The 24,769-nt window shown below is 57.0% G+C and carries 22 protein-coding genes; 12 read left to right on the forward strand and 10 right to left on the reverse strand.

Going from position 1 to position 24,769, the window contains the following annotated elements; all coding sequences use genetic code 11:
- From FJD38_RS17960 to flgA, 5 genes are all read right to left on the reverse strand, one after another.
- Nucleotides 1–1,875, reverse strand: a 1,875-nt coding sequence (locus FJD38_RS17960; RefSeq protein ID WP_244302757.1) for a DUF6531 domain-containing protein, incomplete at its 3' end; no start/stop codon positions are given.
- Between the two features lie 259 nt (nucleotides 1,876–2,134).
- Nucleotides 2,135–2,875, reverse strand: a complete 741-nt coding sequence (locus tag FJD38_RS17965) for a flagellar brake protein (RefSeq protein ID WP_122783065.1) — start codon at nucleotides 2,873–2,875, stop codon at nucleotides 2,135–2,137.
- 94 nt (nucleotides 2,876–2,969) lie between these two features.
- Nucleotides 2,970–3,437, reverse strand: a complete 468-nt coding sequence (locus tag FJD38_RS17970) for a flagella synthesis protein FlgN (protein ID WP_146386698.1) — start codon at nucleotides 3,435–3,437, stop codon at nucleotides 2,970–2,972.
- Between the two features lie 50 nt (nucleotides 3,438–3,487).
- Nucleotides 3,488–3,811 (reverse strand): flagellar biosynthesis anti-sigma factor FlgM, encoded by a 324-nt coding sequence (gene flgM, locus FJD38_RS17975; protein WP_122783067.1) that lies wholly within the window; start codon nucleotides 3,809–3,811, stop codon nucleotides 3,488–3,490.
- A gap of 152 nt (nucleotides 3,812–3,963) precedes the next feature.
- A complete protein-coding gene (flgA, locus tag FJD38_RS17980) occupies nucleotides 3,964–4,734 on the reverse strand; it encodes a flagellar basal body P-ring formation chaperone FlgA (protein ID WP_146386700.1) in 771 nt (256 codons plus the stop codon).
- Between the two features lie 76 nt (nucleotides 4,735–4,810).
- On the opposite strand from flgA, the gene FJD38_RS17985 reads away from it, so the two are divergent.
- The 6 genes from FJD38_RS17985 (at nucleotide 4,811) to flgE (ending at nucleotide 9,896) form a co-directional block, all read left to right on the forward strand.
- Nucleotides 4,811–5,773: a chemotaxis protein CheV gene (locus tag FJD38_RS17985; protein ID WP_122783068.1), complete on the forward strand. Its 963-nt coding sequence runs from the start codon at nucleotides 4,811–4,813 to the stop codon at nucleotides 5,771–5,773.
- A gap of 13 nt (nucleotides 5,774–5,786) precedes the next feature.
- On the forward strand, nucleotides 5,787–6,614 hold the full coding sequence (cheR, locus tag FJD38_RS17990; RefSeq protein WP_146386702.1) for a protein-glutamate O-methyltransferase CheR: 828 nt from the start codon (nucleotides 5,787–5,789) through the stop codon (nucleotides 6,612–6,614).
- A gap of 321 nt (nucleotides 6,615–6,935) precedes the next feature.
- Nucleotides 6,936–7,343, forward strand: coding sequence for a flagellar basal body rod protein FlgB (gene flgB / locus FJD38_RS17995; protein WP_122783070.1), 408 nt, complete (start codon nucleotides 6,936–6,938; stop codon nucleotides 7,341–7,343).
- Nucleotides 7,344–7,346: 3 nt separating this feature from the next.
- Nucleotides 7,347–7,790 (forward strand): flagellar basal body rod protein FlgC, encoded by a 444-nt coding sequence (gene flgC, locus FJD38_RS18000; protein WP_122783071.1) that lies wholly within the window; start codon nucleotides 7,347–7,349, stop codon nucleotides 7,788–7,790.
- A 15-nt stretch (nucleotides 7,791–7,805) separates the two neighbouring features.
- Complete coding sequence (gene flgD, locus FJD38_RS18005) at nucleotides 7,806–8,531, forward strand: flagellar hook assembly protein FlgD (RefSeq protein WP_122783072.1); 726 nt, start codon at nucleotides 7,806–7,808, stop codon at nucleotides 8,529–8,531.
- Nucleotides 8,532–8,567: 36 nt separating this feature from the next.
- Nucleotides 8,568–9,896, forward strand: coding sequence for a flagellar hook protein FlgE (flgE, locus tag FJD38_RS18010; protein ID WP_146386705.1), 1,329 nt, complete (start codon nucleotides 8,568–8,570; stop codon nucleotides 9,894–9,896).
- A 61-nt stretch (nucleotides 9,897–9,957) separates the two neighbouring features.
- Here the strand turns inward: flgE and codA are convergent, their stop codons facing one another.
- From codA to bglX, 5 genes are all read right to left on the reverse strand, one after another.
- Nucleotides 9,958–11,199 (reverse strand): cytosine deaminase, encoded by a 1,242-nt coding sequence (codA, locus tag FJD38_RS18015; RefSeq protein WP_122783074.1) that lies wholly within the window; start codon nucleotides 11,197–11,199, stop codon nucleotides 9,958–9,960.
- Nucleotides 11,196–12,419, reverse strand: a complete 1,224-nt coding sequence (locus tag FJD38_RS18020; protein ID WP_146386707.1) for a PucR family transcriptional regulator — start codon at nucleotides 12,417–12,419, stop codon at nucleotides 11,196–11,198. The genes codA and FJD38_RS18020 overlap by 4 nt, the downstream gene beginning before the upstream one ends.
- Nucleotides 12,416–13,681 carry a cytosine permease gene (gene codB / locus FJD38_RS18025; protein WP_146386709.1) on the reverse strand — a complete coding sequence of 422 codons (1,266 nt, stop codon included), beginning with the start codon at nucleotides 13,679–13,681 and terminating at the stop codon, nucleotides 12,416–12,418. The genes FJD38_RS18020 and codB overlap by 4 nt, the downstream gene beginning before the upstream one ends.
- A 394-nt stretch (nucleotides 13,682–14,075) precedes the next feature.
- The gene (locus FJD38_RS18030; RefSeq protein WP_122783077.1) at nucleotides 14,076–16,949 is read right to left on the reverse strand and encodes a ribonucleoside-diphosphate reductase subunit alpha; all 2,874 of its coding nucleotides are present in this window, start codon (nucleotides 16,947–16,949) and stop codon (nucleotides 14,076–14,078) included.
- Between the two features lie 694 nt (nucleotides 16,950–17,643).
- Nucleotides 17,644–19,935, reverse strand: coding sequence for a beta-glucosidase BglX (gene bglX / locus FJD38_RS18035; protein ID WP_146386710.1), 2,292 nt, complete (start codon nucleotides 19,933–19,935; stop codon nucleotides 17,644–17,646).
- A gap of 265 nt (nucleotides 19,936–20,200) precedes the next feature.
- Here bglX and FJD38_RS18040 point away from each other — a divergent pair, with 265 nt between their 5' ends.
- The 6 genes from FJD38_RS18040 to FJD38_RS18065 all read left to right on the forward strand — a co-directional run bounded on the left by FJD38_RS18040 (nucleotide 20,201) and on the right by FJD38_RS18065 (nucleotide 24,752).
- The gene (locus FJD38_RS18040; RefSeq protein WP_122783078.1) at nucleotides 20,201–20,809 is read left to right on the forward strand and encodes a LemA family protein; all 609 of its coding nucleotides are present in this window, start codon (nucleotides 20,201–20,203) and stop codon (nucleotides 20,807–20,809) included.
- 185 nt (nucleotides 20,810–20,994) lie between these two features.
- Nucleotides 20,995–21,735, forward strand: a complete 741-nt coding sequence (locus FJD38_RS25015; RefSeq protein WP_146386712.1) for a TPM domain-containing protein — start codon at nucleotides 20,995–20,997, stop codon at nucleotides 21,733–21,735.
- A gap of 28 nt (nucleotides 21,736–21,763) precedes the next feature.
- Nucleotides 21,764–22,378 (forward strand): TPM domain-containing protein, encoded by a 615-nt coding sequence (locus FJD38_RS18050; protein ID WP_122783079.1) that lies wholly within the window; start codon nucleotides 21,764–21,766, stop codon nucleotides 22,376–22,378.
- A 106-nt stretch (nucleotides 22,379–22,484) separates the two neighbouring features.
- Nucleotides 22,485–23,702: a class I SAM-dependent methyltransferase gene (locus FJD38_RS18055; protein WP_146386714.1), complete on the forward strand. Its 1,218-nt coding sequence runs from the start codon at nucleotides 22,485–22,487 to the stop codon at nucleotides 23,700–23,702.
- 117 nt (nucleotides 23,703–23,819) lie between these two features.
- Nucleotides 23,820–24,401 carry a DJ-1/PfpI family protein gene (locus tag FJD38_RS18060; RefSeq protein ID WP_122783081.1) on the forward strand — a complete coding sequence of 194 codons (582 nt, stop codon included), beginning with the start codon at nucleotides 23,820–23,822 and terminating at the stop codon, nucleotides 24,399–24,401.
- 15 nt (nucleotides 24,402–24,416) lie between these two features.
- On the forward strand, nucleotides 24,417–24,752 hold the full coding sequence (locus FJD38_RS18065) for a ribbon-helix-helix domain-containing protein (protein ID WP_146386716.1): 336 nt from the start codon (nucleotides 24,417–24,419) through the stop codon (nucleotides 24,750–24,752).
- Nucleotides 24,753–24,769 lie beyond the last annotated feature (17 nt).

Consider the following 24,769-nt stretch of genomic DNA (forward strand, 5'->3'; position numbering starts at 1 on the left):
TTTGGCGTAGTGCTCGTCGGAGCGTTCGATGAATTCGCGGCTGTGGTCGTAGTACTGGTAGTCGACGGCGCACAGTCGGTTGTTGTGGTAGCGCAGCATCAGGGCGCGTTCAAACTTGTCTTCGATGCGGTGCAGGCGACCGTCGCGATGGGTGATGGTCAGGCGGTTGCCGTAGGCGTCGCTGATGGCGATCAGTTTTAAGTCTTGAAAGTGGTAGAAACGGCGGGCTTTGCCCGCTTGGGCGAGGATCAGTTCGCCGTCTTTTTCACCCAGGTAGATCGCGGCGCGGGCCAGGCTGTTGGTGATGGCCGGGCGTTGTGCTGTGGGGCACGGGAAGCGGGTCTGGCGGTTTTCGTGATCGGTCCAGAGCAGTTCGTCGCCGTCTTCTTGCAGGCGATGGTTCAGGCTGTGGCTCCAGCCGAAACCCAGGCTGCTTTGGCTTTCGACGGCGCTGGTGCGGTACAGGCGTGTCCACTCGAAGGGCAACACGCCGTCGAGCACGGTGTCGGTGAGGGTCAGCAGTTCTTCGCCGGTGACCATCGACACCGGGCAGCCTTGGGTGCAGGTTTTGTCAGCCGGTTCGGCGGGCTGGTCGTTGAGGTTTTTCGATTGCGCCGGGACGTCATCGACGTGCTGGACTTGCACGATTTCGGTGTAGGTCTGGGGTTTGCCGCGCACCATCAGGGTGGTGTCGAGCAGTGACTGGTCGGGGCCGTCGCCGGGTTGAGGGGTGATGTCGACCTTGCCTTTTGTGCCGGTGTTCAGCGGCGCGTCGGCGTGCAGCAGGATGGGTTTGCTGATGTGTGCATGCTGGGTTGCGCGGGCTTTGCTGGTGCGCAGCAGCAGGTCAATAAAGCTGTCCAGCAGGTGGGTGGCTTTGGCGGTGACGGTCATCGTTTTAACGGCCTTGGCGGTGTACTTCACCGCCAGCCCCATCCCGCCGGTCAGAACAACACCGATCAGGATGTCGATCAGCACTTCGCTGCCCAGGCGCGTAACCATTTCAGTGCATAGGAGTGGCGGCAGCAATTGCAGCCAGGCTTGGAAGGTGCAGAAGTACGCCCACAGCAGCGGTTCGTCACTGGCGATTAAATAGAGGGTTTGCAGCGATTGGGCCGAGGCGTTTATGAGGTCGTCGAGTTGTGTCGGGTTAAGGAACTCTGCGAGTTTTTCGAAATTCTTTTTCGGGTGCGTGATGAGGTCGAACAGTTTGACGAGGCTGTCCCAAAGTCCGATCAGCGTATCGCCAAAACCCTTGAGGGCGCTCTGTGCATGCAGCAGCAGTTGCTCTGCGTTAGTGGCGTTGTCATAGGCGCGCCAGAGTGGCTGGAATTCGCTGTTCCATTGCTGCGAGAGCCATGCGCCGAGTTCGTTGAGCAGGTCTTGGTAGGAGTCGAAATAGGCGTCGATCTGTTGCGGTGTGGTCTGAGGGTAGAAGGTGACGCGGTAGCGCTGATCAGGTTTGCAACCTTCGAGCAGCTTTATGCCGCTGTCGTCGATGAAGGTGTTGATGTCTTCGCCGTAGCTTTCGACGGCTCTGACGTGGTCCTGATAATCCCTGCTGATGAGTTTGCTGCGCGAGGAAGTAGCAGCTACAGGCGTCAGACGGACAGGGGTGTTGCCAATCGGCACGAAGTGCGCGGATTCAAAGGCGTGAATCAGGGTCAGCGTGCCGTCTTTCTTGCATAGGGCGTAGCGCGTAACGGCTCCCTTGCTTTCGATGGGACGGGTGATGGCGCTGTCGCCGGCACTGAATTTTTGTTCGGCGGCAAGCATGCCGCCGTACCACTTTGTGGAGAGCTGACGGTAATTGGCCAGGCAGTCTCTGAGCTGCAACAGGAGGGTGGGTACATCGGGCTGGATGCTGTCAGTCATTGACCTATTTCCTTACGCTGGAGAGCACCTGAGGTCATTCAGCAATCAGGGCTTTTACGGTGGCGCAAGTGTGCAAGGCGATACTTGGAATGGCTGTAAGACGGGTCTATAGCTGAGAGGGGTTTGAAGCGTGTTTTGAGTGAGACGGCTTACTGGTTGGTGTCGGCAGTCTCTTACATGAATCGAGATTTGAAGAGAATTCCGGACATAAAAAAGGCCACATTAACGTGGCCTCTGAGCGATGCGGGTGGCGGACGAATCAATAATCGTCGTCTTTATCAAACTGTCGCGCTTCACGTTGCAGTTGATAGACAAAACGTTCGACCTGGCGCTGCACGGCACCGCTGATATTGTGAAAGCGCATGCCAGCAAATGTAATGTTCAGTCGCTCTTCAAAATGCAGGTAACGCATCTCGACCGGTGTCGACATGGCACCAAAGGGCAGGGCCGCGTTAAAGCGTTCATACACCTGACCCAATTGCATGCTTTGGCTGATATCCCCTTCAAAGCGCAGCTTGCAGCCTGTGGCGGAGACGTCCAGCAATTTGCCTTTGATTGGGGTTTTGAGCTTCTCACCCGCCACTTCGACATTGACCAGATTGGCCAACCTCAACGCCGCGCGAAAGGCGTTTCGGCGCTGGTGATAAACCACTTCGCCCGGGAGTGCACCGCGATAGCAGCGATGACCGTTGACGTCATCGATGGTCAATGAGGTTGTGCATTCCCAGGCAATTCGTACGCCGTCATGGAAGCCTTCGACCCGAAAAGGTACGCCCGCTTCAAGAAAACGCTCACCCTCTCTTGGAATCATTTCGTCCAGAGTGAGGCTGTTGTTCTCACGGTTTACATCCACCACATAGCTCTGGAAACGCTGGGTGCGATCCTGGAATGTGATGATCAGCGGGTCATGACTCTCTTGTAGCAACCGCAGGTTGGAAGCTATTTCCAACGGCGTGGCCAGCACCTTGGGCGGCTGCGGAGCATCTTGGGCATCGAACACGGTTCATCAGTCTCCAGGCAAAGTACAGCAACACAAGAGTGCGGCATTTTGCCATCATGTTGCGCTTCTCGCTAGGCTGCATGACGACTAGGGGTCACACCTGGCTATAGGCGCGAGGCTTGTTCAACATCGATGTGGTGCCGCGTGCGGTGTACAAAGAGGGCACTTCGCCGCCATGCAGGATGCGCAGTTGGTTGGCGGTAATCGCCTGTTGCGTCTGAATCGATTGGCCGTTGAGCTGATTGGCGGCATGGCACTGAGCAAGCAACTGGTTCAGGGCATCGCTTTGGCTGAGCAACTGCTTACCTACGCTGGAGTGGCTGGCGAGGCTTTCAAGCCCCTTGCGATTGGTGGTCAGGCCCAGGCTGGCCAAAATCTCGCTGCGCTTGCGACCATGTTGATCGAGCAGAATGATTAACGAATGTTTACGCGCCAGAATGTATTCCAGGTGCACCATGTCGCGCCCTTTGAGGGCGATGGACTCTTCCTGCAACAAGCCGAGCAGTTGCTCAGCAGGTGCCAGGTCGTCATTGATCAGTTGCAGCAAATTTTCGTCGTGCATGGCGGGCTCTGGGAGTTAAGCGTCCAAAAGCCTGGCACCCGCCCCGAGGGCTAGTGCTGGGCTTCGATGTTGAGCAGTTTGCTGGCGACCCGGCTGCTGTCGACTTTATAACTGCCGTCGGCAATGGCTTGTTTCAGCTCGGCGACTCGATCGCTGTTAACCACCGGTTGATCGCGCAATGAGTCACTGATTTTTTGTAGCTGCTGAGCCTGCGGGCTCAAGCTTACCGATTCACCACTCGGGGCGATGGTTGTAGCTTCAGGGCTTTGCACAGGGGCCGCTTGCGTGGCGCTGCCTGCTTCCTGATTGGCGTTGCTGCGCGTACTGCCGGCAACTGGCGGGGCGCTGTTGAGACGACTGAAGTCGATAACCATAACGAAAAACCTCTGGGTATTTGGACGCTTGCCATGTTTTCGGCCATACCCGGAAAAACTTTAGGCTTGATTAATCATAGGTGTGGCTGAGCATGTACTGATCTAAGTCAGGTGACAGTGTAGGAAAGTCACAAGACTGATGCCAGAAAAGCTTACAGTGCCACCTCGACTTGACCGGGCCCTGTGATCCGCGCCTTGATCACACGTTTGGAGTTCAGGTTTCTTACGCGTATCTGCTCGCTGAGGCCGCCGTCCGACAGCGCCTCGCCGGGCATCTTGACACTTAATGTGCCGCTGCGAGCACTGATAACCACATGGTCGCCTTTTCGAACAGCGGCGTTTTGTTCCAGATGCGTCAGGGTCAACACTTGATCTGTCACCACAGGACGCAGCAGTTTTTGGCCCACGGCCAATTCGGTCGCGGTCATATAGCCTTGATTGATTTGGCTGACGTCACGTTCGCGCAGGGCGACATCGGCGTAGTCCACAAGCATGCCGCGTTTCAGAGGGTGGGTGACGATGATCACATCGCGGAAAAGCCGGACCTGAGCGGGGACAAAGATGGTCCAGGGTGAGGCGCCTTCGCAGCGAACCCGCACGATCACTCGGCCCATGGGTTGAGCCGGGCTTTCAAGGGTGGCTGTCAATTCTCTGTCGCACTCGGCCAGACGCAGGCGTGGGTCGAGATTGTTTACTTGAATCTCATAGCGGCCTTCTATCTGACCAGTGGCAAGGTAGTCTTCGACGGTGAACTCAAGAAAGCCTTGGGTGACGCCGATAAGTTGCGTAGGAGAAGTAAAGCCATCAGCGTAGGAATATTTGCCTACGCTAATCAGGCACGCGACTGCCAACAGACTCAAGCATCGACGGCGCAGGCTGAAGGCGTTGGACTCGCGGCAGGAATTTGTCGTTTTGGTATTCATGAAAGATAAATAGCAAAGCCCGTGCCGTTTACCGGGCGGCGAGTGTCGTAACTTAAAGTTTTAAAAGGAGCTGAGTATGGCTGGGGTGATGGATGCGGTTAACCAGCGCACTCAATTGGTGGGGCAAAACCGTCTGGAGCTGTTGCTGTTTCGTCTGGACGGGCCGCAGCTTTACGGGATCAATGTGTTCAAGGTCAGGGAGGTGCTGCAATGCCCCAAGCTGACAATGATGCCTCGATCCAATCCGGTGGTGTGCGGCGTGGCAAGCATTCGCGGCGCGACTATTCCAATTCTTGATCTGGCAATGGCCACCGGCGCGGGTCCACTGAAAGAACGGGATAACCCGTTTGTCATCATCACGGAGTACAACACCAAGACTCAGGGATTTCTGGTTCGCTCGGTCGAACGCATCGTCAACATGAACTGGGAAGACATTCATCCGCCCCCTCAGGGTGCAGGCCGTGACCATTACCTGACGGCTGTGACGCGCATGGATGAGCAGTTGGTCGAGATCATCGATGTGGAAAAAGTGCTGGCTGAAGTGTCGCCAACACCTGAAACCATTTCTCAGGGAGTGGTGGATGTCGACACTCAGACCAGAGCCTTGTCTTTACGGGTGCTGACCGTTGACGATTCATCGGTGGCGCGCAAGCAAGTTGCCCGTTGCCTGCAAACGGTCGGGGTCGAGGTGGTCTCGTTGAACGACGGCCGTCAGGCGCTTAACTATCTGCGCCAGATGGTGGAGGAGGGGAAAGACCCGGCCGAGGAATTTCTGATGATGATCTCGGACATCGAGATGCCGGAAATGGACGGTTACACCCTGACAGCCGAGATCCGCAACGATCCACGCATGCAAAATTTGCACATCATTCTGCATACTTCTTTGTCGGGGGTTTTTAATCAGGCGATGGTCAAGAAAGTCGGTGCTGATGACTTTCTGGCCAAGTTTCGGCCCGATGACCTGGCATCCCGGGTAGTTGACCGGATTAAAGCAGCAGACCAGAGCCAGGGTCAGCCCCTGGCGGTCAACACGATTTAAGAGGCAGGATCATTTGTCGACGGCTAATTTGGATTTTGAACAGTTCCGGGGCTTCCTGGAAAAAGCCTGTGGCATTGTGCTGGGTGAGAACAAGCAGTACCTCGTTTCGAGTCGCCTTAACAAGCTGATGGAGCAGCAGGGCATCAAGTCGCTGGGTGAGTTGATTCAGCGCATGCAAAGCCAGCCTCGCAGCGGGTTGCGTGAGCAGGTGGTGGATGCCATGACCACCAATGAAACCTTGTGGTTTCGGGACACTTACCCGTTTGAAGTGTTGAAGAACAAAGTCTTGCCTGAATTTATCAAGTCCAATGCGGGGCAGCGTTTGCGTATCTGGTCGGCCGCGTGCTCATCGGGGCAGGAACCGTATTCGCTGTCGATGAGCATTGACGAGTTTGAACGCAGCAATCCCGGGCAATTGAAGGCGGGCGCACAGATCTTTGCCACTGATTTGTCCAGTCTGATGCTCAATACGTGCAAAACCGGTGAGTACGACAATTTGGCGATTGGCCGAGGCTTGTCGCAGGAGCGCTTGCAGCGCTACTTCGAACCCAAGGGGCCGGGGCGTTGGGTGATCAAGGCGCCGATCAAGAATCGAGTGGAATTTCGTTCATTTAATCTGTTGGACAGCTACGCCGCGTTTGGCAAGTTTGACGTGGTGTTCTGTCGCAATGTGTTGATCTACTTCTCGGCCGAGATGAAAAAAGACATCTTGCTGCGAATCCACAGCACGTTGAAGCCGGGTGGTTATCTGTTTCTGGGCGCGTCGGAAGCCCTCAATGGTTTGCCCGACCATTACCAGATGGTGCAATGCAGCCCCGGGATCATCTATCAGGCGAAATAGACTTGCGTTAACCCGTAGCAGCTGCCGAAGGCGGCGTTCGGCGACGCAGTCGTCGCTGAGCGCTAAAGCTGAGTGCTCATTGTTACGATCGCTGCGCAATCGGACGCAGCCTTCGGCAGCTGCTACGAGGGAGTACGTGCGACCGGGCGGCAGAAAAGCGGCAGTCAGCGGTCAGCCTTTGCCGCTTTTCTGGCATTGCCGCCGCCCACTCCCTGCGCAAAGCCCTGAAACAGGCGGTTGTTCAATCTGGCACGAGGTTTGCTCTGTACCTGTCATCCACACCTGAATCCGTTTCAGGTCAGCTGACAAAGGTTTCCCGACATGAGCATCAGCTTCGATAAAGCGCTCGGTATCCATGAACAAGCCCTGGGCTTTCGTGCACAACGTGCCGAAGTGCTGGCCAACAATATCGCCAACGCCGATACCCCGAATTACAAAGCGCGGGATCTGGATTTTGCCTCTGTGCTCGCTGCACAGAACGACAAGAACCAGAACGGCACGTTTGCCCTGAACAAGACCAACAGCCGCCATATCGAAGCCCAAGGCCTGAGCATGGGCGACGAAACGCTTCAGTACCGCACGCCGATGCAACCCTCGATCGACCAGAACACCGTGGACGCTCAGCTTGAGCAGTCGAACTATGCAGAGAATGCGGTCAACTTTCAGGCCAGCTTCACCCTGCTCAACAGTAAATTCAAAGGGCTGATGTCAGCCCTGCGCGGGGAGTAATTCATGTCTCTAGCCAGTGTGTTCAATATTGCCGGCAGTGGCATGAGTGCCCAGACCACGCGTCTGAATACCGTCGCCAGTAACATCGCCAACGCCGACACCGTCTCGTCGAGCCTCGATCAGACCTACCGCGCTCGTCATCCTGTGTTTGCCACGATGTTTCAGGGTGCGCAAAACGGCACCGGCGATTCGCTGTTCAATAACCAGGATGCCGCAGGCCAAGGCGTCCAGGTGCTGGGTGTGGTCGAAGACCAGAGCAACCTTGAAGCACGTTACGAGCCCAACCATCCTTCTGCCGACGCCAAGGGCTATGTCTATTACCCCAACGTCAACGTGGTTGAAGAAATGGCTGACATGATTTCCGCCAGCCGTTCGTTTCAGACCAACGCGGAAATGATGAACACCGCCAAAACCATGATGCAGAAGGTGCTGACGCTCGGTCAGTGATAAGGGGCAACGCAAATGAGTGTGACCGATTCCACTAGCGGCTTGACCCTCAACCAGGTACTCGCCAATTCCGCCCAGACCGCCACGACTGACAACAGTCTGGCAGCAGCTTCCAAGGCGGTGTCCGGCAGCTCATCGCTGGGCAAGGATGCATTTTTGCAATTGCTGGTCACCCAGCTGAAAAACCAGAACCCGCTGGACCCGCAGGACAACACCGCGTTTGTCGCGCAGTTGGCGCAGTTCAGTAGCCTGGAAGGCATCACCACCCTCAATGACACGGTGAACTCGATCTCGGGTAACTTCCAGTCCTCGCAAGCCTTGCAGGCTTCGTCCCTGGTGGGCCGTTCGGTGATCGTGCAAACCAGCGAAGCGTATGTTGACCCGGCCAGTGGCAAGGCATTCAACGGCACGGTCGTGGTTGCTGATGCCAACTCCACGCCGACGGTCACCATTACCAATGCTGACGGTGAAGTGGTCAGAACCCTGGATCTGGGTACACAGCAAGCCGGCAACAGTGAATTTACCTGGGACGGCAAGGATGATGAGGGCGTACTGCTGGATAAAGGTTCTTACACCTTTACGGCAGCCAGCAAAACTGACACCGGCAGCACGGCTCTCACTACCTACCTGCCGGCTACGGTCAACAGCGTGACGCTGAGCAAGACCGGTGGCGAAATCATGCTGAACCTCGCGGGTCTGGGCAGTATTGGCATGTCCAAAGTTCAGACCATTGGCCTCTAGGCCCTAAGCCGACCCTTACGCTTCAAGGAGATATACATGTCTTTCAACATCGGTCTTAGCGGCCTCTATGCGGCAAACAAACAACTCGACGTGACCGGCAACAACATTGCCAACGTTGCCACCACGGGTTTCAAAGCCTCCCGTGCAGAATTTGCCGACGTGTACTCGGCCAGCAAGCTGGGTGTCGGCAGCAAGACCATCGGCAGCGGTGTCAACCTGGCCAATGTGTCGCAAAGCTTCAGTCAAGGTGCGATCAACAACACCGGTAATCTGCTGGACATGGGGATTCAAGGCAGCGGTTTCTTTGTGTTGAGCGACAACGGCGCCTTGAGCTATACCCGTGCCGGCACGTTCAAGGCCGATAAAGATGGCTACGTGACCAGCTCCGATGGTACCCAGCGTTTGCAGGGTTATGGCGTGGACGCTAACGGCAAGGTCATCAACGGCGTGTTGACCGACCTGCGTATCGATACGTCCAACCTGGCGCCCAAAGCCAGCAGCACGGTTGAGTCCACCATCAACCTGAACTCCACCTCTGAGGTGATTGATCAGACCGTGAATGCGTTCGATCCGAACGAAACCGCCAGCTACAGCAAAAAATTCAGCACCACTATTTACGACACCCAGGGCAATGCGCACCCGATGGACCAGTACATGGTCAAGACAGGTTCCAATACCTGGGAGACCTATACCCTGATCGACGGGCGTAACCCTGACGGTACTGCGGTCACAGGTGCGAATGCTGTAGCCCCCGTGCCGTCGACCATGGTGTTCGACTCGGCCGGTGCGCTGACCAGCGTGACCACGCCCAACCCGGTGGCCGGTCAGCCTGACATCGTCAGCAGCACCTTGACCGTGAGCAACTGGATGCCGGGCGCCACGGTCAATGGCAACTGGGTCTCCAACGGTGCTGCAGCGAATGGTGACGGGATTGCCATCAACATGGCCAAGACCACTCAGTACAACACTGACAGTTCGCGTAATCCGCCGACTCAAGACGGCTACGCCACCGGCCAGATCAACAACCTGAGCATCGACGGCTCAGGCGTATTGTTCGCTAACTTCAGTAACAGCCAGAGTCGTGCTATCGGTCAGATCTCGCTGGCCAGCTTCACCAATGAGCAGGGCTTGCAGCCTGCGGGCGGCACCGCCTGGAAAGAAACCTATGCGTCAGGTCAGGCAGGTTACGACGCGCCGAAAGTGGGCACCCTGGGTTCCGTTGTTTCAAGCTCGCTGGAAGATTCCAACGTCAACTTGACCAGCGAATTGGTCGATTTGATCAAGGCGCAGAGCAACTACCAGGCCAACGCCAAAACCATCTCGACTCAAAGCACCATCATGCAGACCATCATTCAGATGACCTGATTGCGGGACTGAATAACAAAAAAAGCCCTATTGGGCTTTTTTTGTTTTCGGAGGAACCGGCTCAGGCAGCGGTGAATTCAACGCGCTCAGGCACCCGTGTCATCAGTACCTTGCCACCCCGTATCGATACGCGGGCCTTGGCCTGACGGCGCACGGCCTCGTAGTCACTGTCGGCGTCCAGTATCACCAGATTGGCCGGTCGTCCTACCGCGATGCCATAACCCTCACCCAGGTTGAGGGTGCGGGCGCTGTTGTCAGTGACCAGATCCAGACACCGTTGCAGGTCTTCAAAGCCCATCATGTGGCAGATATGCAAACCGGCATCCAGCACGCGCAGAATGTTGCCGTTGCCCAGCGGATACCACGGGTCCTTGATTGAATCCTGACCCAGGCACACATTCATCCCGGCGCGATCCAGTTCTGCCACGCGGGTCACGCCACGGCGTTTGGGAAAGCTGTCAAAACGTCCCTGCAAGTGAATGCTCTCGGTTGGACAAGAGACAAAGTTGATGCCTGACATTTTGAGCAGGCGGAACAATTTGAAGCAGTAGGCATTGTCGTAAGAGCCCATGGCGGTGGTGTGGCTGGCGGTGACCCGGCTGCCCATGCCGCGCACCCGTGCTTCTTCGGCCAGCACTTCGAGAAAGCGTGACTGCGGATCGTCGGTCTCGTCGCAATGTACATCTACCAGGCAGCCGGTGCGTTCAGCCAGGTCCATCAAGAACTTGATTGAGCTGACGCCCTGATCCCGCGTGTTTTCAAAGTGCGGGATGCCGCCCACCACATCGGCACCCAGCTCCACGGCACGGGTCATCAATTCCCGCCCGCCCTCGTAGGACTCGATACCTTCTTGCGGGAAGGCGACGATTTGCAGGTCAATCAAGTGGCGGGCTTCTTCGCGGACTTCAATCATCGCCTTGAGCGCGCCCAGCGTTGGGTCGGTCACGTCGACATGGGTGCGCACATGCTGAATGCCATGCTCGGCAAGCATGCGGATGGTGGTGTGGGCACGTTGTTTGGTGTCTTCGTGGGTAATGGTTTCCTTGCGCTGGGCCCAGCGCTCAATACCTTCGAACAGCGTACCGCTCTGGTTCCACTCGGGCTGGCCGGCGGTCAGGGCCGCGTCCAGATGTATGTGCGGCTCAACCAGGGGCGCGATCAGCAGCTGGCCTTGTGCGTCGATATCGCCCGGCTTTGGCGCAACATGGCCTGCCTGCAAGGTGATAGCACTGATACGTGTGCCATCGCAGGTGACGGTGTGCAGGCCTGAGGTTTTACGCAAGGTGGCATTGATGATGTTCATGGGCGTTCCTGTCGTTGAGCTTCGTTCATGCGCCACACGAGGAGGGCAACCGAAGCATTCATTCTGAAAAGTGGATCATCGAGCGACTGTCCGCTGTGTTGCTCGATACGTTGTATTCGTTGTGTAACCGTGTTGCGGTGCAGATTCAAACGCTCGGCGGTCTTGAGCGCATTGCCGTTTTCCTGAAGCAGTGCGTCCAGGGTATCAATCAGGCTGTGAGAGTGTTTGCGCCGGGGTTCAATGAGTTGGCCGAGGGTCTGCTGGACGAAAGCGTCAATCACCGAGCGGTCGCCAATGGCTTGTAAGAGGCGCAGTACACCCAGTTCATTGAAGTCACACAACCCTGTGGCCGGCCGCAGGTTTTCCGCTACTTCGAGCGCCTGACGTGCCTGGTTGAGTGCCTGACGGTAGCCGGCACACCCCTGGACCGCCCCCGCCATGCCCATAAACAGGGCCAGCTCACCGATCATGGCGTGCAACTGCTGATACAGCTCGGCGAGTTGCAGGCGGATCCCTTCGTGCTCGGGCAGCAACACAATAAACAGATCACCTTGCACGATCACCGGCAAGGCGTCTGGCAGTGCTCGGTTCCAGGCGTCCAGGTGATCCTGTACCGCTTGACGGATGTGCTGCAAGCGTCGCTCAGCCTCGTCAGGTGGATGACGATCAAATAATACATTGACCGCCGATAAGCGTAGCGCCACCAGCCGACGGCTATCGTCGAGCGGCAGTTGCAAGTGGCTGGCGCGCTGACGGGCCGTGGCCAGGCTGGGGTAATCGCCGCTCAGCAACTGCGCCACAATATCGTGGCGCGAGCGTTTGGTCTGAGCCATGTGCACCAGTGCCGTGCCGATCAGGTGGGTGACGATCACCATCTTCAGCAAGTACGGTTGCTCGATCAGCGGCAGGCCGTAGGCGTGTGCCCGTGCAATCACCGAGTCAGGGATGCGCTGAATAAATGCGCTGCCGGTCAGTATTACCAGCCCGGCAATACCACTGGTATGCCCGTCGTCTACCAGTTGCAGCAGGTTGACCTCGTCACGCGGGTGGTTGATGCCGGTGACAAACACCAACTCGCCGCCCATCACCCACTCGCCAATGCTTTCGTTTTCTGCCACGTAGGACCAGCGCACTGTTCGGTGCATGTTCTGTGAGCCGGCACGCAGACGCATTTCTTCCAGGCCGGGCAGGGCCAGGATTTCTTCCAGGGTAAGGCTCAAATGTCCTCCTGGGCGACGGGTAATACGGCGCGGCGACGGCTGATTTCGAGTAGGGCCACATAACACACTGCCGAAGCTCCAATGCCCACCAGCGGCGCGATCCAGGGCGAGCTATACGCCAGCACCGCCCCTGCGGCATACGCCGACAAGCCCAGCAGGTTGTAGCGCGGCAGGGTGACGCTGGCCAGCGTTGGGTACTGGCCGCGATGGCGATACCAGAAATCCGCCATGATTACGCCACCAATGGGCGGGATGATTGAGCCCAGCAACACCAGAAACGGAATCAGCATTTCATACATGCCGCCGATGGCGAGTACTACGCCAATGGCAGCAGCGATCAGTGTCATGCTGCGTCGACGTTCGCTGCGCACCAGATGGCAGGCGGCGGCAGATACGTTGTAAATGGTTGGCCCTTGAATGGTCCACAAATTCAGGCACAGCATAATCACGGCGGCGAACGACAAACCCTGCAGCATCATGACTTCAACGATATCGGCCTGCTGGTAGACGATGGCGCACCAGGCGCCAGCGACCACCATCAATCCATTGCCGAGCAGAAAGCTGACCACGCTGGCAATAACCGCTACGCGCCCGCTGCGCGACAGTCGCGTCCAGTTGGTGGCTTGGGTGGCGCCGCTGGCGAAAGTGCCGAAGACCATGGTGATGGCGGCCGAGAAGGTCATGGTTTCATGCGGGATCACGGCGGCCAGCCCTTTGAAGCCGCCGACATGCTGCGTGGCGATGTACATCGACACAATCAGCAGAATAAACATCAGCGGTACCGACACCCGCGACAGCACGTCGAGCCCTTTGAAGCCGATCAGTGCCGTGATGCTAAAGCCAAAGCCGAACAGGATCATCAGCGGTGTGGTGAAGCCCTCGGTCAGGCCCAGCATTTTCACCAGCACGATGGCCACCGTTGCGGTGCCCCAGGCGTACCAGCCCAGTTCGGCAAAACCGAGCAAGAAATCAGACAAGCGACTGCCGGCTTCTCCGAAGCAAAACCGTCCCATCAGTACCGTGTTCAGGCCACTGCGTGCGGCGATTAATGCCAGAGCAGCGGCATACAGCGCCAGCAGGCTATTGCCTATGACGGCAATCCACAGCATGTCGACGAAGTTGAATGCCATGCCCAGCTTGCCACCCGCAAACATAGTGCCGGTGAAGAAGGTAAAGCTGAACAACACCATGGAAATGGACAGCAGGCCTTTGCGCGCTGTGCGCGGGGCTTCGCTCAAAGGAAACTCGTCGGAAGTACTCATGTTTTATTCCTGCGCCTCAAATAGATAGGGCCGTGGTCAATGGCACAAGAGGACAAGAGCAATAAGCGGGCCCGTTTCGGGGAGGGCTCTGCGGCACGAAAAAGCGGGCAGGGGGCATGAGGAAGGATGTGCAATATGCACATAGCCGTTAAAAAAGGTGGGGATTCAATGTGCAGAATGATTCATTTTGAGGCGTTGGTGCACTGTTTTAGCCTGCTGGCGCGATAGTCGTATCACCACCCCTGTAAGCCGCTGACGAGGTACGAGGCTGCATCGCTTCGTATAAGTCATTGACCTTTTTACCCCCACAAAAAAACCCCCGTTTAAACCCAACTGCTACCAGGGTTTAAACGGGGGTTTTGAGTCAGGCGGTTAACCCGCCTGACAGCTCAGCTTATTGGCAAGCTTCGCAATCCGGCTCGTCAATTGCGCAGGCTTTTGGCACCGGTGCTGGACCGGCTGGCGCTGCAGCGACGTCTTCACTGTTTTTACCGCTCGATACAGCGTTGAGCTTGCCCGTGTTGACGGTCGACTTCTCGGTGCTGGTCGCGGCCAGGGCACGGAGGTAGTAAGTGGTTTTCAGACCACGGTACCAAGCCATGCGGTAGGTCACGTCCAGTTTCTTGCCCGAAGCACCGGCGATGTACAGGTTCAGCGATTGAGCCTGGTCGATCCACTTCTGACGACGGCTGGCCGCGTCAACGATCCACTTGGTGTCGACTTCGAATGCAGTGGCATACAGCTCTTTAAGCTCTTGCGGAATGCGTTCGATCTGCTGCACGGAACCGTCGTAGTATTTCAGGTCGTTGATCATGACCGAGTCCCACAGACCGCGAGCCTTGAGGTCGCGAACCAGGTACGGGTTGATCACGGTGAATTCGCCCGACAGGTTCGATTTCACATAAAGGTTCTGGTAAGTCGGTTCGATCGACTGCGATACGCCGGTGATGTTGGCGATGGTCGCGGTCGGTGCGATGGCCATGATGTTGGAGTTACGAATGCCTTTCTGTACACGGGCACGAACCGGTGCCCAGTCCAGGGATTCGTTCAGGTCAACGTCGATGTACTTCTGGCCGCGCTGCTCGATCAGGATTTGTTGAGAATCCAGTGGCAATACGCCTTTGGACCACAGCGAACCCTGGAACGTCTCGTAAGCGCCACGCTCGTCAGCCAGGTCGCAAGAAGCCTGGATCGCGTAGTAGCTGACCGCTTCCATCGACTTGTCGGCAAACTCTACAGCGGCTTGCGATGCGTACGGAATGTGCTGCAGGTACAGCGCGTCCTGGAAGCCCATGATGCCCAGACCGACCGGACGGTGCTTGAAGTTCGAGTTGCGCGCTTGCGGCACCGAGTAGTAGTTGATGTCGATCACGTTATCGAGCATGCGTACAGCCACGTCGATGGTGCGCTTCAGCTTGTCGGTGTCCAGCTTGCCGTCCTTGATGTGGTTCGGCAGGTTGATCGAACCCAGGTTGCAGACCGCGATTTCGTCCTTGTTGGTGTTCAAGGTGATTTCGGTGCACAGGTTCGAACTGTGGACCACGCCCACGTGCTGCTGCGGGCTACGCAGGTTGCACGGGTCTTTGAAGGTGATCCATGGGTGGCCGGTTTCAAACAGCATGGACAGCATTTTGCGCCACAGGTCTTTGGCCTGAATGGTCTTGAACAGCTTGATCTTGCCCGGGTACTGGGACAGCGCTTCGTAGTACTCGTAACGCTCTTCGAATGCTTTACCGGTCAGGTCGTGCAGGTCCGGTACTTCGGATGGCGAGAACAGGGTCCACGGGCCATCATCGAAGACGCGCTTCATGAACAGGTCAGGCACCCAGTTAGCGGTGTTCATGTCGTGGGTACGACGACGGTCATCACCGGTGTTCTTGCGCAGCTCGATGAACTCTTCAATGTCCATGTGCCAGGTTTCAAGGTAAGCGCACACGGCGCCTTTACGCTTGCCACCCTGGTTCACGGCCACGGCGGTGTCGTTCACAACCTTGAGGAACGGAACCACGCCTTGGGATTTGCCGTTGGTGCCCTTGATCCACGAACCCAGTGCGCGAACCGGTGTCCAGTCGTTGCCCAGGCCGCCTGCGAATTTGGACAACATGGCGTTGTCGTGAATCGCGTGGTAGATGCCCGACAGGTCATCCGGCACGGTGGTCAGGTAGCAGCTGGACAGTTGCGGGCGCTGAGTACCGGCGTTGAACAGGGTCGGAGTCGACGCCATGTAGTCAAACGAGGACAGCAGGTTGTAGAACTCGATCGCGCGGTCTTCTTTCTGCTTTTCTTCGATCGCCAGGCCCATGGCCACACGCATAAAGAAGATTTGTGGCAGTTCGAAACGTACGCCGTCCTTGTGGATGAAGTAACGGTCGTACAGGGTTTGCAGGCCCAGGTAGGTGAACTGCTGATCGCGCTCGTGATTGATCGCCTTGCCCAGTTTTTCCAGGTCGAAGGTGGCCAGCACAGGGTTCAGCAGGTCGAACTCGATACCTTTGGCGATGTAGGCCGGCAATGCCTTGGCGTACAGGTCAACCATTTCGTGATGCGTAGCGCTTTCGGCTACGTTCAGGAAGTTCAGGCCTTCGGCACGCAGGGTGTCCATCAGCAGGCGAGCGGTCACGAACGAGTAGTTCGGTTCGCGCTCAACCAGCGTACGGGCGGTCATTACCAGTGCGGTATTGACGTCGCTCAGGGCTACGCCGTCATACAGGTTTTTCAGGGTTTCGCGCTGGATCAGGTCGCCGTCGACTTCTGCCAGACCTTCGCAGGCCTCGGTGACGATGGTGTTCAGGCGGCCCATGTCGAGCGGGGCGAAAGTGCCGTCGGCGCGGGTGATGCGGATGGACGGGTGAGCCTGAACTTCAGTCTCGGCCGGTGCGCGGGTGGCGCGCTCCTTGGAGCGGGCGTCACGGTAGATCACGTAGTCGCGCGCTACTTTTTGCTCGCCGGCACGCATCAGGGCCAGCTCAACCTGGTCCTGGATTTCTTCGATGTGAATAGTGCCGCCCGATGGCATGCGACGCTTGAAGGTTGCCGTGACTTGTTCAGTCAGGCGCGCAACGGTGTCGTGAATGCGCGACGAGGCAGCTGCATTGCCGCCTTCAACTGCGAGAAACGCTTTGGTGATGGCGACGGTGATCTTGTCATCGGTGTAAGGAACCACGGTTCCGTTACGTTTGATCACGCGCAATTGGCCTGGCGCGGTCGCAGACAGATCCAGAGTTGAATCAGTACCCTGCGAGTTCTCGCGAGTCGTGTCGGTTTGCATGGGGTGTCTCCACATTCTCTATGTTTGTTTGGGCACCGTTTAGGTGCCCACCGTGACGTCCTGAAGCACTACAACCGATAACAGAACCGGGCATAACCACTTCGGGACGTACAGAAAGGGGGGTTAATACCGCTTCCGTGCCGAAGTTTGGGATGTGCATACCGCCACATACCGTATTCCTGTCGGGTGACAGTATGTGTACTGCAACACCCGGGCCGCTTTCCTGCTTTAGCACCGGAAAACAGCTGCCATCCGCATGAGCGGTTTGGACTTTGATAACTGCGTTTGATCTAACCCGACAGGCGCGAGAAAAGGACTTGAAATTCTCGTCTGAGTTGTGTTGGGTTTTGAGCTTGAAACCCTACATATGGGGTTTTTTTACCGACGGGATACAAGATATGCGTTTTATAGGCCTTGTGCAACGTGCTGCCTGTGGATAACTCTGTGTGTAAATTGTGTGTGAAACGCTGAAGATCCATGTAGGCCGCACGGCACCGGCCTTTCGCCGTTTGTCACTGCAAATGGCGAGAGAAAATCCGTCGTGCTGGATTTTGAGGGCGCGAACCCTAACATAAAAAACAGCGCTGTCCGAACGCATTTTCGGGCGCGTGCAAAGATAGGAAAGGTCAAGCTCAAATTGCTGCTTTCACGGGCCGCAAAGGTCGTGGCAGACCTTTGCGGCGATAGCGCACAGTTACAGCAATTGAAAGCTGTTTTGCTGCACGTTTTGTGAATCCAGACCTATTTGCACTTCAAACTCGCCCGGTTCAGCCACGTACTTCAAGTCGGCGTTGTAAAACTTGAGGTCGTCTTCGCTGAGGGTGAACTGCACCACTTTCTGCTCTCCGGCCTTGAGCATGACCTTCTCAAAGTTTTTCAAGCTTTTGACAGGGCGACTCATGGAGGCCGCGACATCGCGCAGGTACAGCTGCACGACGGTTTCGCCGTCACGCTGGCCGGTGTTTTTCAACGTCACACTGGCGGTCAGCGTCGTGCCCGGGGCCAGGGTTTTACTCGACAGCTTGACGTCTGACAGGCTGAAGTTGGTGTAGCTCAAGCCATAGCCGAATGGGTACAGCGGCGTGTTTGGCGCATCAAAGTATTGCGAGGTGTAGTTGCCCGGTTTGCCGGGTGTGAAAGGCCGGCCAATGCTCAAGTGATTGTAGTAAGTCGGAATCTGCCCCACTGAACGTGGGAAAGTGATGGGCAGTTTGCCCGACGGGTTGTAGTCGCCAAACAGCACATCAGCAATGGCATTACCGCCTTCGGTGCCGCTGAACCAGGTTTCCAGTACCGCATCAGCTTGTTGCTGCTGGGTGTCGATGGTCAGTGGACGGCCGTTCATCAGCACCAGCACCAAGGGTTTGCCGGTGGCTTTGAGGGCATCGATCAGGGCGCGCTGGCTGGCCGGAATATCCAGTTCGGTGCGACTGGATGATTCATGGGACATGCCACGCGACTCGCCCACGACTGCGACGACCACGTCGGCTTGATGGGCGGCTTTGACCGCTTCGTCGATCATCACCTGGGCCGGGCGAGTATCGTTGGTCACTTCCGGTGCATCGAAGTTGAGGAAGTTCAGGTAGTCGACAACCTTCTGGTCGTCGGTGATGTTGGCGCCACGGGCGTAGACCAATTGGCCTTGCTCGCCGAGCGCAGTGCGCAAGCCGTCATACACTGTGACCGATTGCGCGGGCTGGCCGTTGGCTGCCCAACTGCCCATCATGTCGATAGGTGCCTTGGCCAGCGGCCCGACCAATGCAATGTGTGCCTGCTTGTTCAATGGCAGGGTTTGCGCCTCATTTTTCAGTAACACCAGGCTGCGGCGCGCGACATCCCGTGCTTCAGCACGGTGCAGGCGGCTTTCGGCATTGAGCTCGGCCGGGTCGTCTACGGCCTTGCCGATGCGAACATAGGGGTCGGCAAACAAGCCCATGTCGTATTTGGCCCCGAGCACCTCGCGCACGGCGTTATCCACGTCGCTCTGCGGTACTTCACCTGACTTCAGCAAACCGGGGAGCTCTTCGCCGTAGGCCTTGTCGTTCATGCTCATGTCGATGCCGGCTTTGATGGCCAGCTTCGCGGCTTCGCGGTTGTCTTTGGCCACGCCGTGCTTGATCAGCTCGATAATGGCGCCGTGGTCGCTGACGGCAACGCCCTTAAAGCCCCAGTCTTTGCGCAACAGGTCCTGCATCAGCCACATATTGGAGGTGGCAGGGATGCCATTGATTGAGTTCAACGCCACCATCACGCCTCCGGCGCCGGCATCAATCGCAGCACGGTAAGGCGGCAGGTAGTCCTGATACATGCGTGTGGGGCTCATATCCACGGTGTTGTAGTCACGACCGCCCTCTACCGCGCCATACAGGGCGAAATGCTTGACGCAGGCCATGATATTGCCGGGCAGGGCAGGGGAAACGCCTTGATAGGCGTTAACCATCACTTTGGCGATCCGTGAGACCAGGTAAGTGTCTTCACCAAAGCCTTCGGAGGTACGGCCCCAACGCGGGTCGCGGGCAATGTCGACCATCGGCGCGAACGTCAGGTCGATGCTGTCGGCGCTGGCTTCCTGGGCCGATACCCGACCGCTCAGGGCAATGGCGTCCATGTCCCAGCTTGACGCCAGCGCCAGGCTGATCGGGAAAATGGTGCGATGGCCGTGAATCACGTCATAGGCGAAAAACATCGGAATCTTCAGTCGGCTGCGCATGGCTGCGTCCTGCATGGGACGGTTTTCGGCGCGGCTGATGGAGTTGAACGTGCCGCCGATGCGGCCTGCAGCGATTTCTTTGCGGATCAACTCGCGGGGCATATCGGGTGCGATGCTGATCAGACGCAGTTGGCCGATTTTTTCATCGACGGTCATCTGCTTGAGCAAATCAGCCACAAATACGTCTTTAGGCGGGAGCGGAGACGGTGGGGTTTGTGCCCATACCGACGGGCTGGACAGGCTGATGGCGATGCCCAACAAACACATCTTTCTCATTGGTTTCTTCTGCGCGGCCGCTTTCATCACAGCGAAGGTAACCTGCGCTGTCGAAGCGATATTGTTCTGGTGGGGGATGTAGAACACCCAAAGCAGGAAATTGCCCTATCTTTAGATTAAGTATTCCTACAAGACAGCCAGTCTTTTATCTGATTCGCGGCGAGCAATCCACTGCCGTCCGGAGATTTTGCGTGCAGGTTGAGGAGTTTTTGCGGGATAAACGGTGTCTATGAACTCAATGTAGTCAGTGCGGAGCGACACAAGCATGGGAATTCAGAGCGTTAAAGCCTTGGGCTGGAAGGCCATCGTTGTGATGGTATTGGCCAGCGTGCTGAGCGGGTGCGGGATTAACACCATTCCAACCCTGGACGAACAGGTTAAAGCGGCGTGGTCACAAGTTCAGAATCAGTATCAGCGTCGGTCTGACCTGATCCCCAATCTGGTCGAAACCGTCAAGGGTGCAGCCAAGCAAGAACAGGCAACATTGACCGCTGTTATTGAAGCCCGGGCCAAAGCTACGTCGATTCAGGTTGACGCCAGTACACTGGACAATCCGGAAAAACTCAAACAGTTCCAGGATGCCCAGAACCAGCTGACGGGCGCGCTGAGCCGCTTGATGGTGGTGTCGGAGCGTTACCCGGACTTGAAATCCAACCAGAACTTTCTGTCGTTGCAATCGCAACTGGAAGGCACGGAAAACCGTATTAGCGTGGCCCGACGCGACTTTATTCTGGCCGTTGAACGCTACAACACCGAGATCCGTACCTTTCCGGGTCGCCTGTGGCACGCGGTGATGTACAGCGACCTGCCGGTTCGCCAGACCTTCGAAGCCACTACGCCGGGCGCTGACAAAGCCCCTGAAGTGAAGTTTTAGGTCGCCGTGCGCTGTCGCGTAGCAGCTGCCGAAGGCTGCGTTCGAGGGCGCAGCCGTCGTAAGTTGTCGAAGCGAGGTGTGCCTGAAAGGCCGCGATCGTTGATTTTACGATGGCTGCGCCATCGGACGTCGCCTTCGGCAACTGCTACGAAGTATGTGATTTATCTTCAACCTTCGAGGTGCTGATGCGCTTATCTAAAACGGGGTTTGGCCTGTTGCTCTGGTTATGTCTGGCCACAGCGCAGGCGCTGACGTTTCCGGTGCTCAGCGGTCGAGTGGTCGATGAGGGGCAGATGCTTGACCCCGCCACGCGTCAGCAGGTGGCTCAAGCCCTTGAAGCTCACGAGAAAGCCACGGGCGAGCAAGTGGTCGTGGTCACTGTGCCGGATCTGCAAGGCGTTCCCATCGAGGACTTCGGTTATCAATTAGGTCGAGCATGGGGCATCGGGCAAAAGGATAAGAACAACGGTGCCTTACTGATCGTTGCCCGCGATGACCGCAAACTGCGTATAGAGGTCGGCTACGGTCTCGAAGACCGCCTCACCGACGCCCAGTCTTCGGTCATCATCAATCAGGTCATCACCCCGGCCTTTAAAGCCGGAAACTTCAGTCAAGGCATCAGCGCCGGTACGGCGGCTATTCTCCAGGTGCTGGGCGGTGATCCCTTGCCGGTGGCGTATGCCAGCGAGCAAGGCGCTGGTACTGATTTTGTGGGCGAACACCCCGGCATTGTCGTCCTGCTATTTGTGTTGTTCGTGCTTGCCATGGCGGCGTGTCAGTTCTATGGCATCTGCACTTCGGGTGGCGGCGGAACCCGCGGCGGCAGCTTTGGCGGTGGCGGTGGCGGTTTCGGGGGCGGTGGAGGCGGGGGCTTTCGCGGTGGCGGCGGCAGTTTTGGCGGCGGCGGGGCTTCAGGCGGCTGGTAACTCACTTATTTAATGAGCATTGACCCTTATGGCTTTATTGACGCAAGAGCAACAACAGCAGGTCGCGCAGGCGGTGACCCGCGCCGAGCAACGCACCGACGCAGAGATCGTCACGGTTCTGGCACCGCGTGCGGATGACTACAGTTATATCCCGTTGCTTTGGGCCAGCTTGGTCGCCTTGGTGGTGCCTGCGGTGCTGCATATTCTGAACGGTGGCATGGCCATCTATTCCTTGCTGATGGCTCAGTGGGCCACCTTTGTATTTCTCAGTCTGATCTTTCGTATTCCCGCGATCACCACCCGCTTGATCCCGCCTCGCGTACGGTATTGGCGAGCCAGCAACCTGGCCCGCCGTCAGTTTCTTGAACAAAAGCTGCATCACACCGAAGGGCGAACGGGCGTGCTGATTTTTGTCAGCGAGGCTGAGCGTTACGTCGAAATCCTGGTGGATGAAGGTATCTCCCGGCACTTGGATAACAGCGACTGGGGCACGATCGTCAGCGATTTCACACGCCGTGTGGCCCTTGGGCATACGGCTGAAGGCTTTATTACCTGCATCGATGCCTGCGCAGAGTTGTTGGAAAAGCACGTGCCCAGAACCCAGCCGCGCAACCAATTGCCCAATCGCCTGGTGCTCTTGTAAGCGTGGCCGTATGAAATAAGCCCGTGCTCCTGGCGGCTAACACGCCTAAAATAGCCGCCATTGTTTTTTGATATTCCCTCCTGCACCCCCCGAGGCACCTTTTTCAATGTCAGCGACTGCTACCACCGCCCCGTCTGCGCCGGACCACCGTGCGCAATTTTTGAGCCTGCTGGAAACCAGTCTGGCGCAGAATTCCTTTATCAAGCTGGTGCTGGCCAAGTACGTGGGCCCTGAGGCTGAGTTGCAGCGTATTATCATCAAGCAGGTTACGGTCAAGGATCAGCCTTGCCTGTCATTTGTGTACCGCTACAAAACCCGTGACATCACCAAAAACTTTCCGCTCGAAGAGGCCGTGGCCCACATTGCTGCGCTGTTGCCTGAAGCCTTCAAGAATGCCCATTTACTGACTCTGACCGACGAAGTGCAGCTGGAATACAGCAAAAAGGGCAAAAGCTCGCTGTTTAAAGGTAAAGGCCAGCAAGACCGTGAGTTGCCGTCAGCGGAGCACAACCGCGAGAAAAATCGTTTTCTGGATCTGACGCGGCCGTTTCTGGCGGATCTGGGCGTCACCAACAAGCAGCAAGAACTGATCCCGGCGATGTCGCGCAAGTGGAAACAGATCAACAAGTTTATCGAGGTGTTTTCCCACGCCCTGAGCAACTCGCCACTCAAACTCGATCAGCCGGTCAAGGTGGTGGATTTCGGTTCGGGCAAGGGCTATCTCACCTTCGCCATTCACGATTACCTGCGCCACAGCCTGCAAGCCGAAGGGCTGGTGACCGGTGTTGAGCTGCGTGAAGACATGGTGACCTTATGCAACAACGCCGCCCAGCGTCTGGAACACCCCGGTTTGTCGTTCCAGCATGGCGATGTGCGCAGTTTTGCGCCGACGCCGATTGACGTGATGATCGCCCTGCATGCATGCGACATTGCCACCGACTATGCCATTCATATGGGTATTCGTTCGGGAGCGGCAATCATCATGTGCTCGCCGTGCTGCCATAAGCAGATTCGTCTGCAAATTCAGAGCCCGGTGTTGCTCAAGCCAATGTTGCAGTACGGCCTGCACTTGGGTCAGCAGGCCGAAATGGTTACTGACAGCTTGCGTGCGTTGTACCTGGAAGCCTGTGGCTATGAAACCAAAGTGTTCGAGTTCATCTCGCTGGAACACACCAACAAAAACAAAATGATTCTGGCGGTCAAGCGTGCTGAACCCCAGGACCCGACGCAGTTGCTGGAAAAGATTCAGGCGTTGAAGGCGTTCTACAGCATTCAGGAGCATTGCCTCGAAACGCTGCTGCAAGCGGATGGTTTGCTCAAATAATCCTGTAAGTCGCGTCTGGCGGGTACGTAGTACCAGGCTATTACCCGCACGGGCGCACAGGGCGTACCTTGGCTACTCTTATAGGCCCAAGGTTCTACCCCCACAGGAGCACGCACAATGGCAGCGAAAAAAATCCTCATGCTGGTTGGCGATTACGTCGAAGACTACGAAGTGATGGTGCCGTTTCAGGCCCTGTCGATGGTGGGGCATCACGTGCATGCAGTGTGTCCGGGTAAAACGGCGGGTCAGACCGTGCGCACGGCTATTCACGACTTTGAAGGCGATCAGACCTACAGCGAAAAGCCGGGTCACCTGTTTGCCCTGAATTTTGATTTCGACAAGGTCAAGGCCAGTGCTTACGACGCACTGGTGGTGCCGGGTGGTCGTGCGCCGGAATACCTGCGGTTGAATGAGAAAGTCCTGGAGCTGGTGCGTGAGTTCAACAAAGTGGGTAAACCCATTGCCGCGGTCTGTCACGGTGCGCAGCTGTTGGCCGCGGCGGGGACGCTCGAAGGTCGCGAGTGCAGCGCTTACCCCGCGTGTGCACCTGAAGTGCGTCTGGCCGGTGGCACCTTTATTGATATCGATGTGACCAAGGCGCACGTACAGGGCAACTTGGCGACGGCGCCTGCCTGGCCGGCACACCCGGCGTGGTTAGCGGCTTTTCTGGTGTTGCTCGGTACTAAGATCGTTTTGTAACGAGAGGACGTGACCATGTGCGAACTGTATGTCAAAGCCGATCCGATTCTTTACGAGTCGCGCTCGCGTTCATTGCGTATTTGTGGCGTGGTCACCACGTTGCGTCTGGAAAACCAGTTTTGGGACATTCTCAGCGAGATCGCCGAAGTAGACGGCATGACCACCAATCAACTGGTGGCCAAGCTGTATGAAGAAGTGATGGATTACCGGGGTGAAGTGGTGAACTTTGCCTCGTTTCTGCGCGTGAGTTGCACCCGCTATCTCAGTCAGCGCCAGGGGCAGGTGCCCGTATTGAGTGTGGTGTCGCGCCAGCCCTCACCCCAACCCTCTCCCAGAGGGAGAGGGGGCTGAGTAGTGGCTGCTTTTAG

It is taken from the genome of Pseudomonas saxonica (genome assembly GCF_007858365.1).
Taxonomy (GTDB): domain Bacteria; phylum Pseudomonadota; class Gammaproteobacteria; order Pseudomonadales; family Pseudomonadaceae; genus Aquipseudomonas; species Aquipseudomonas saxonica.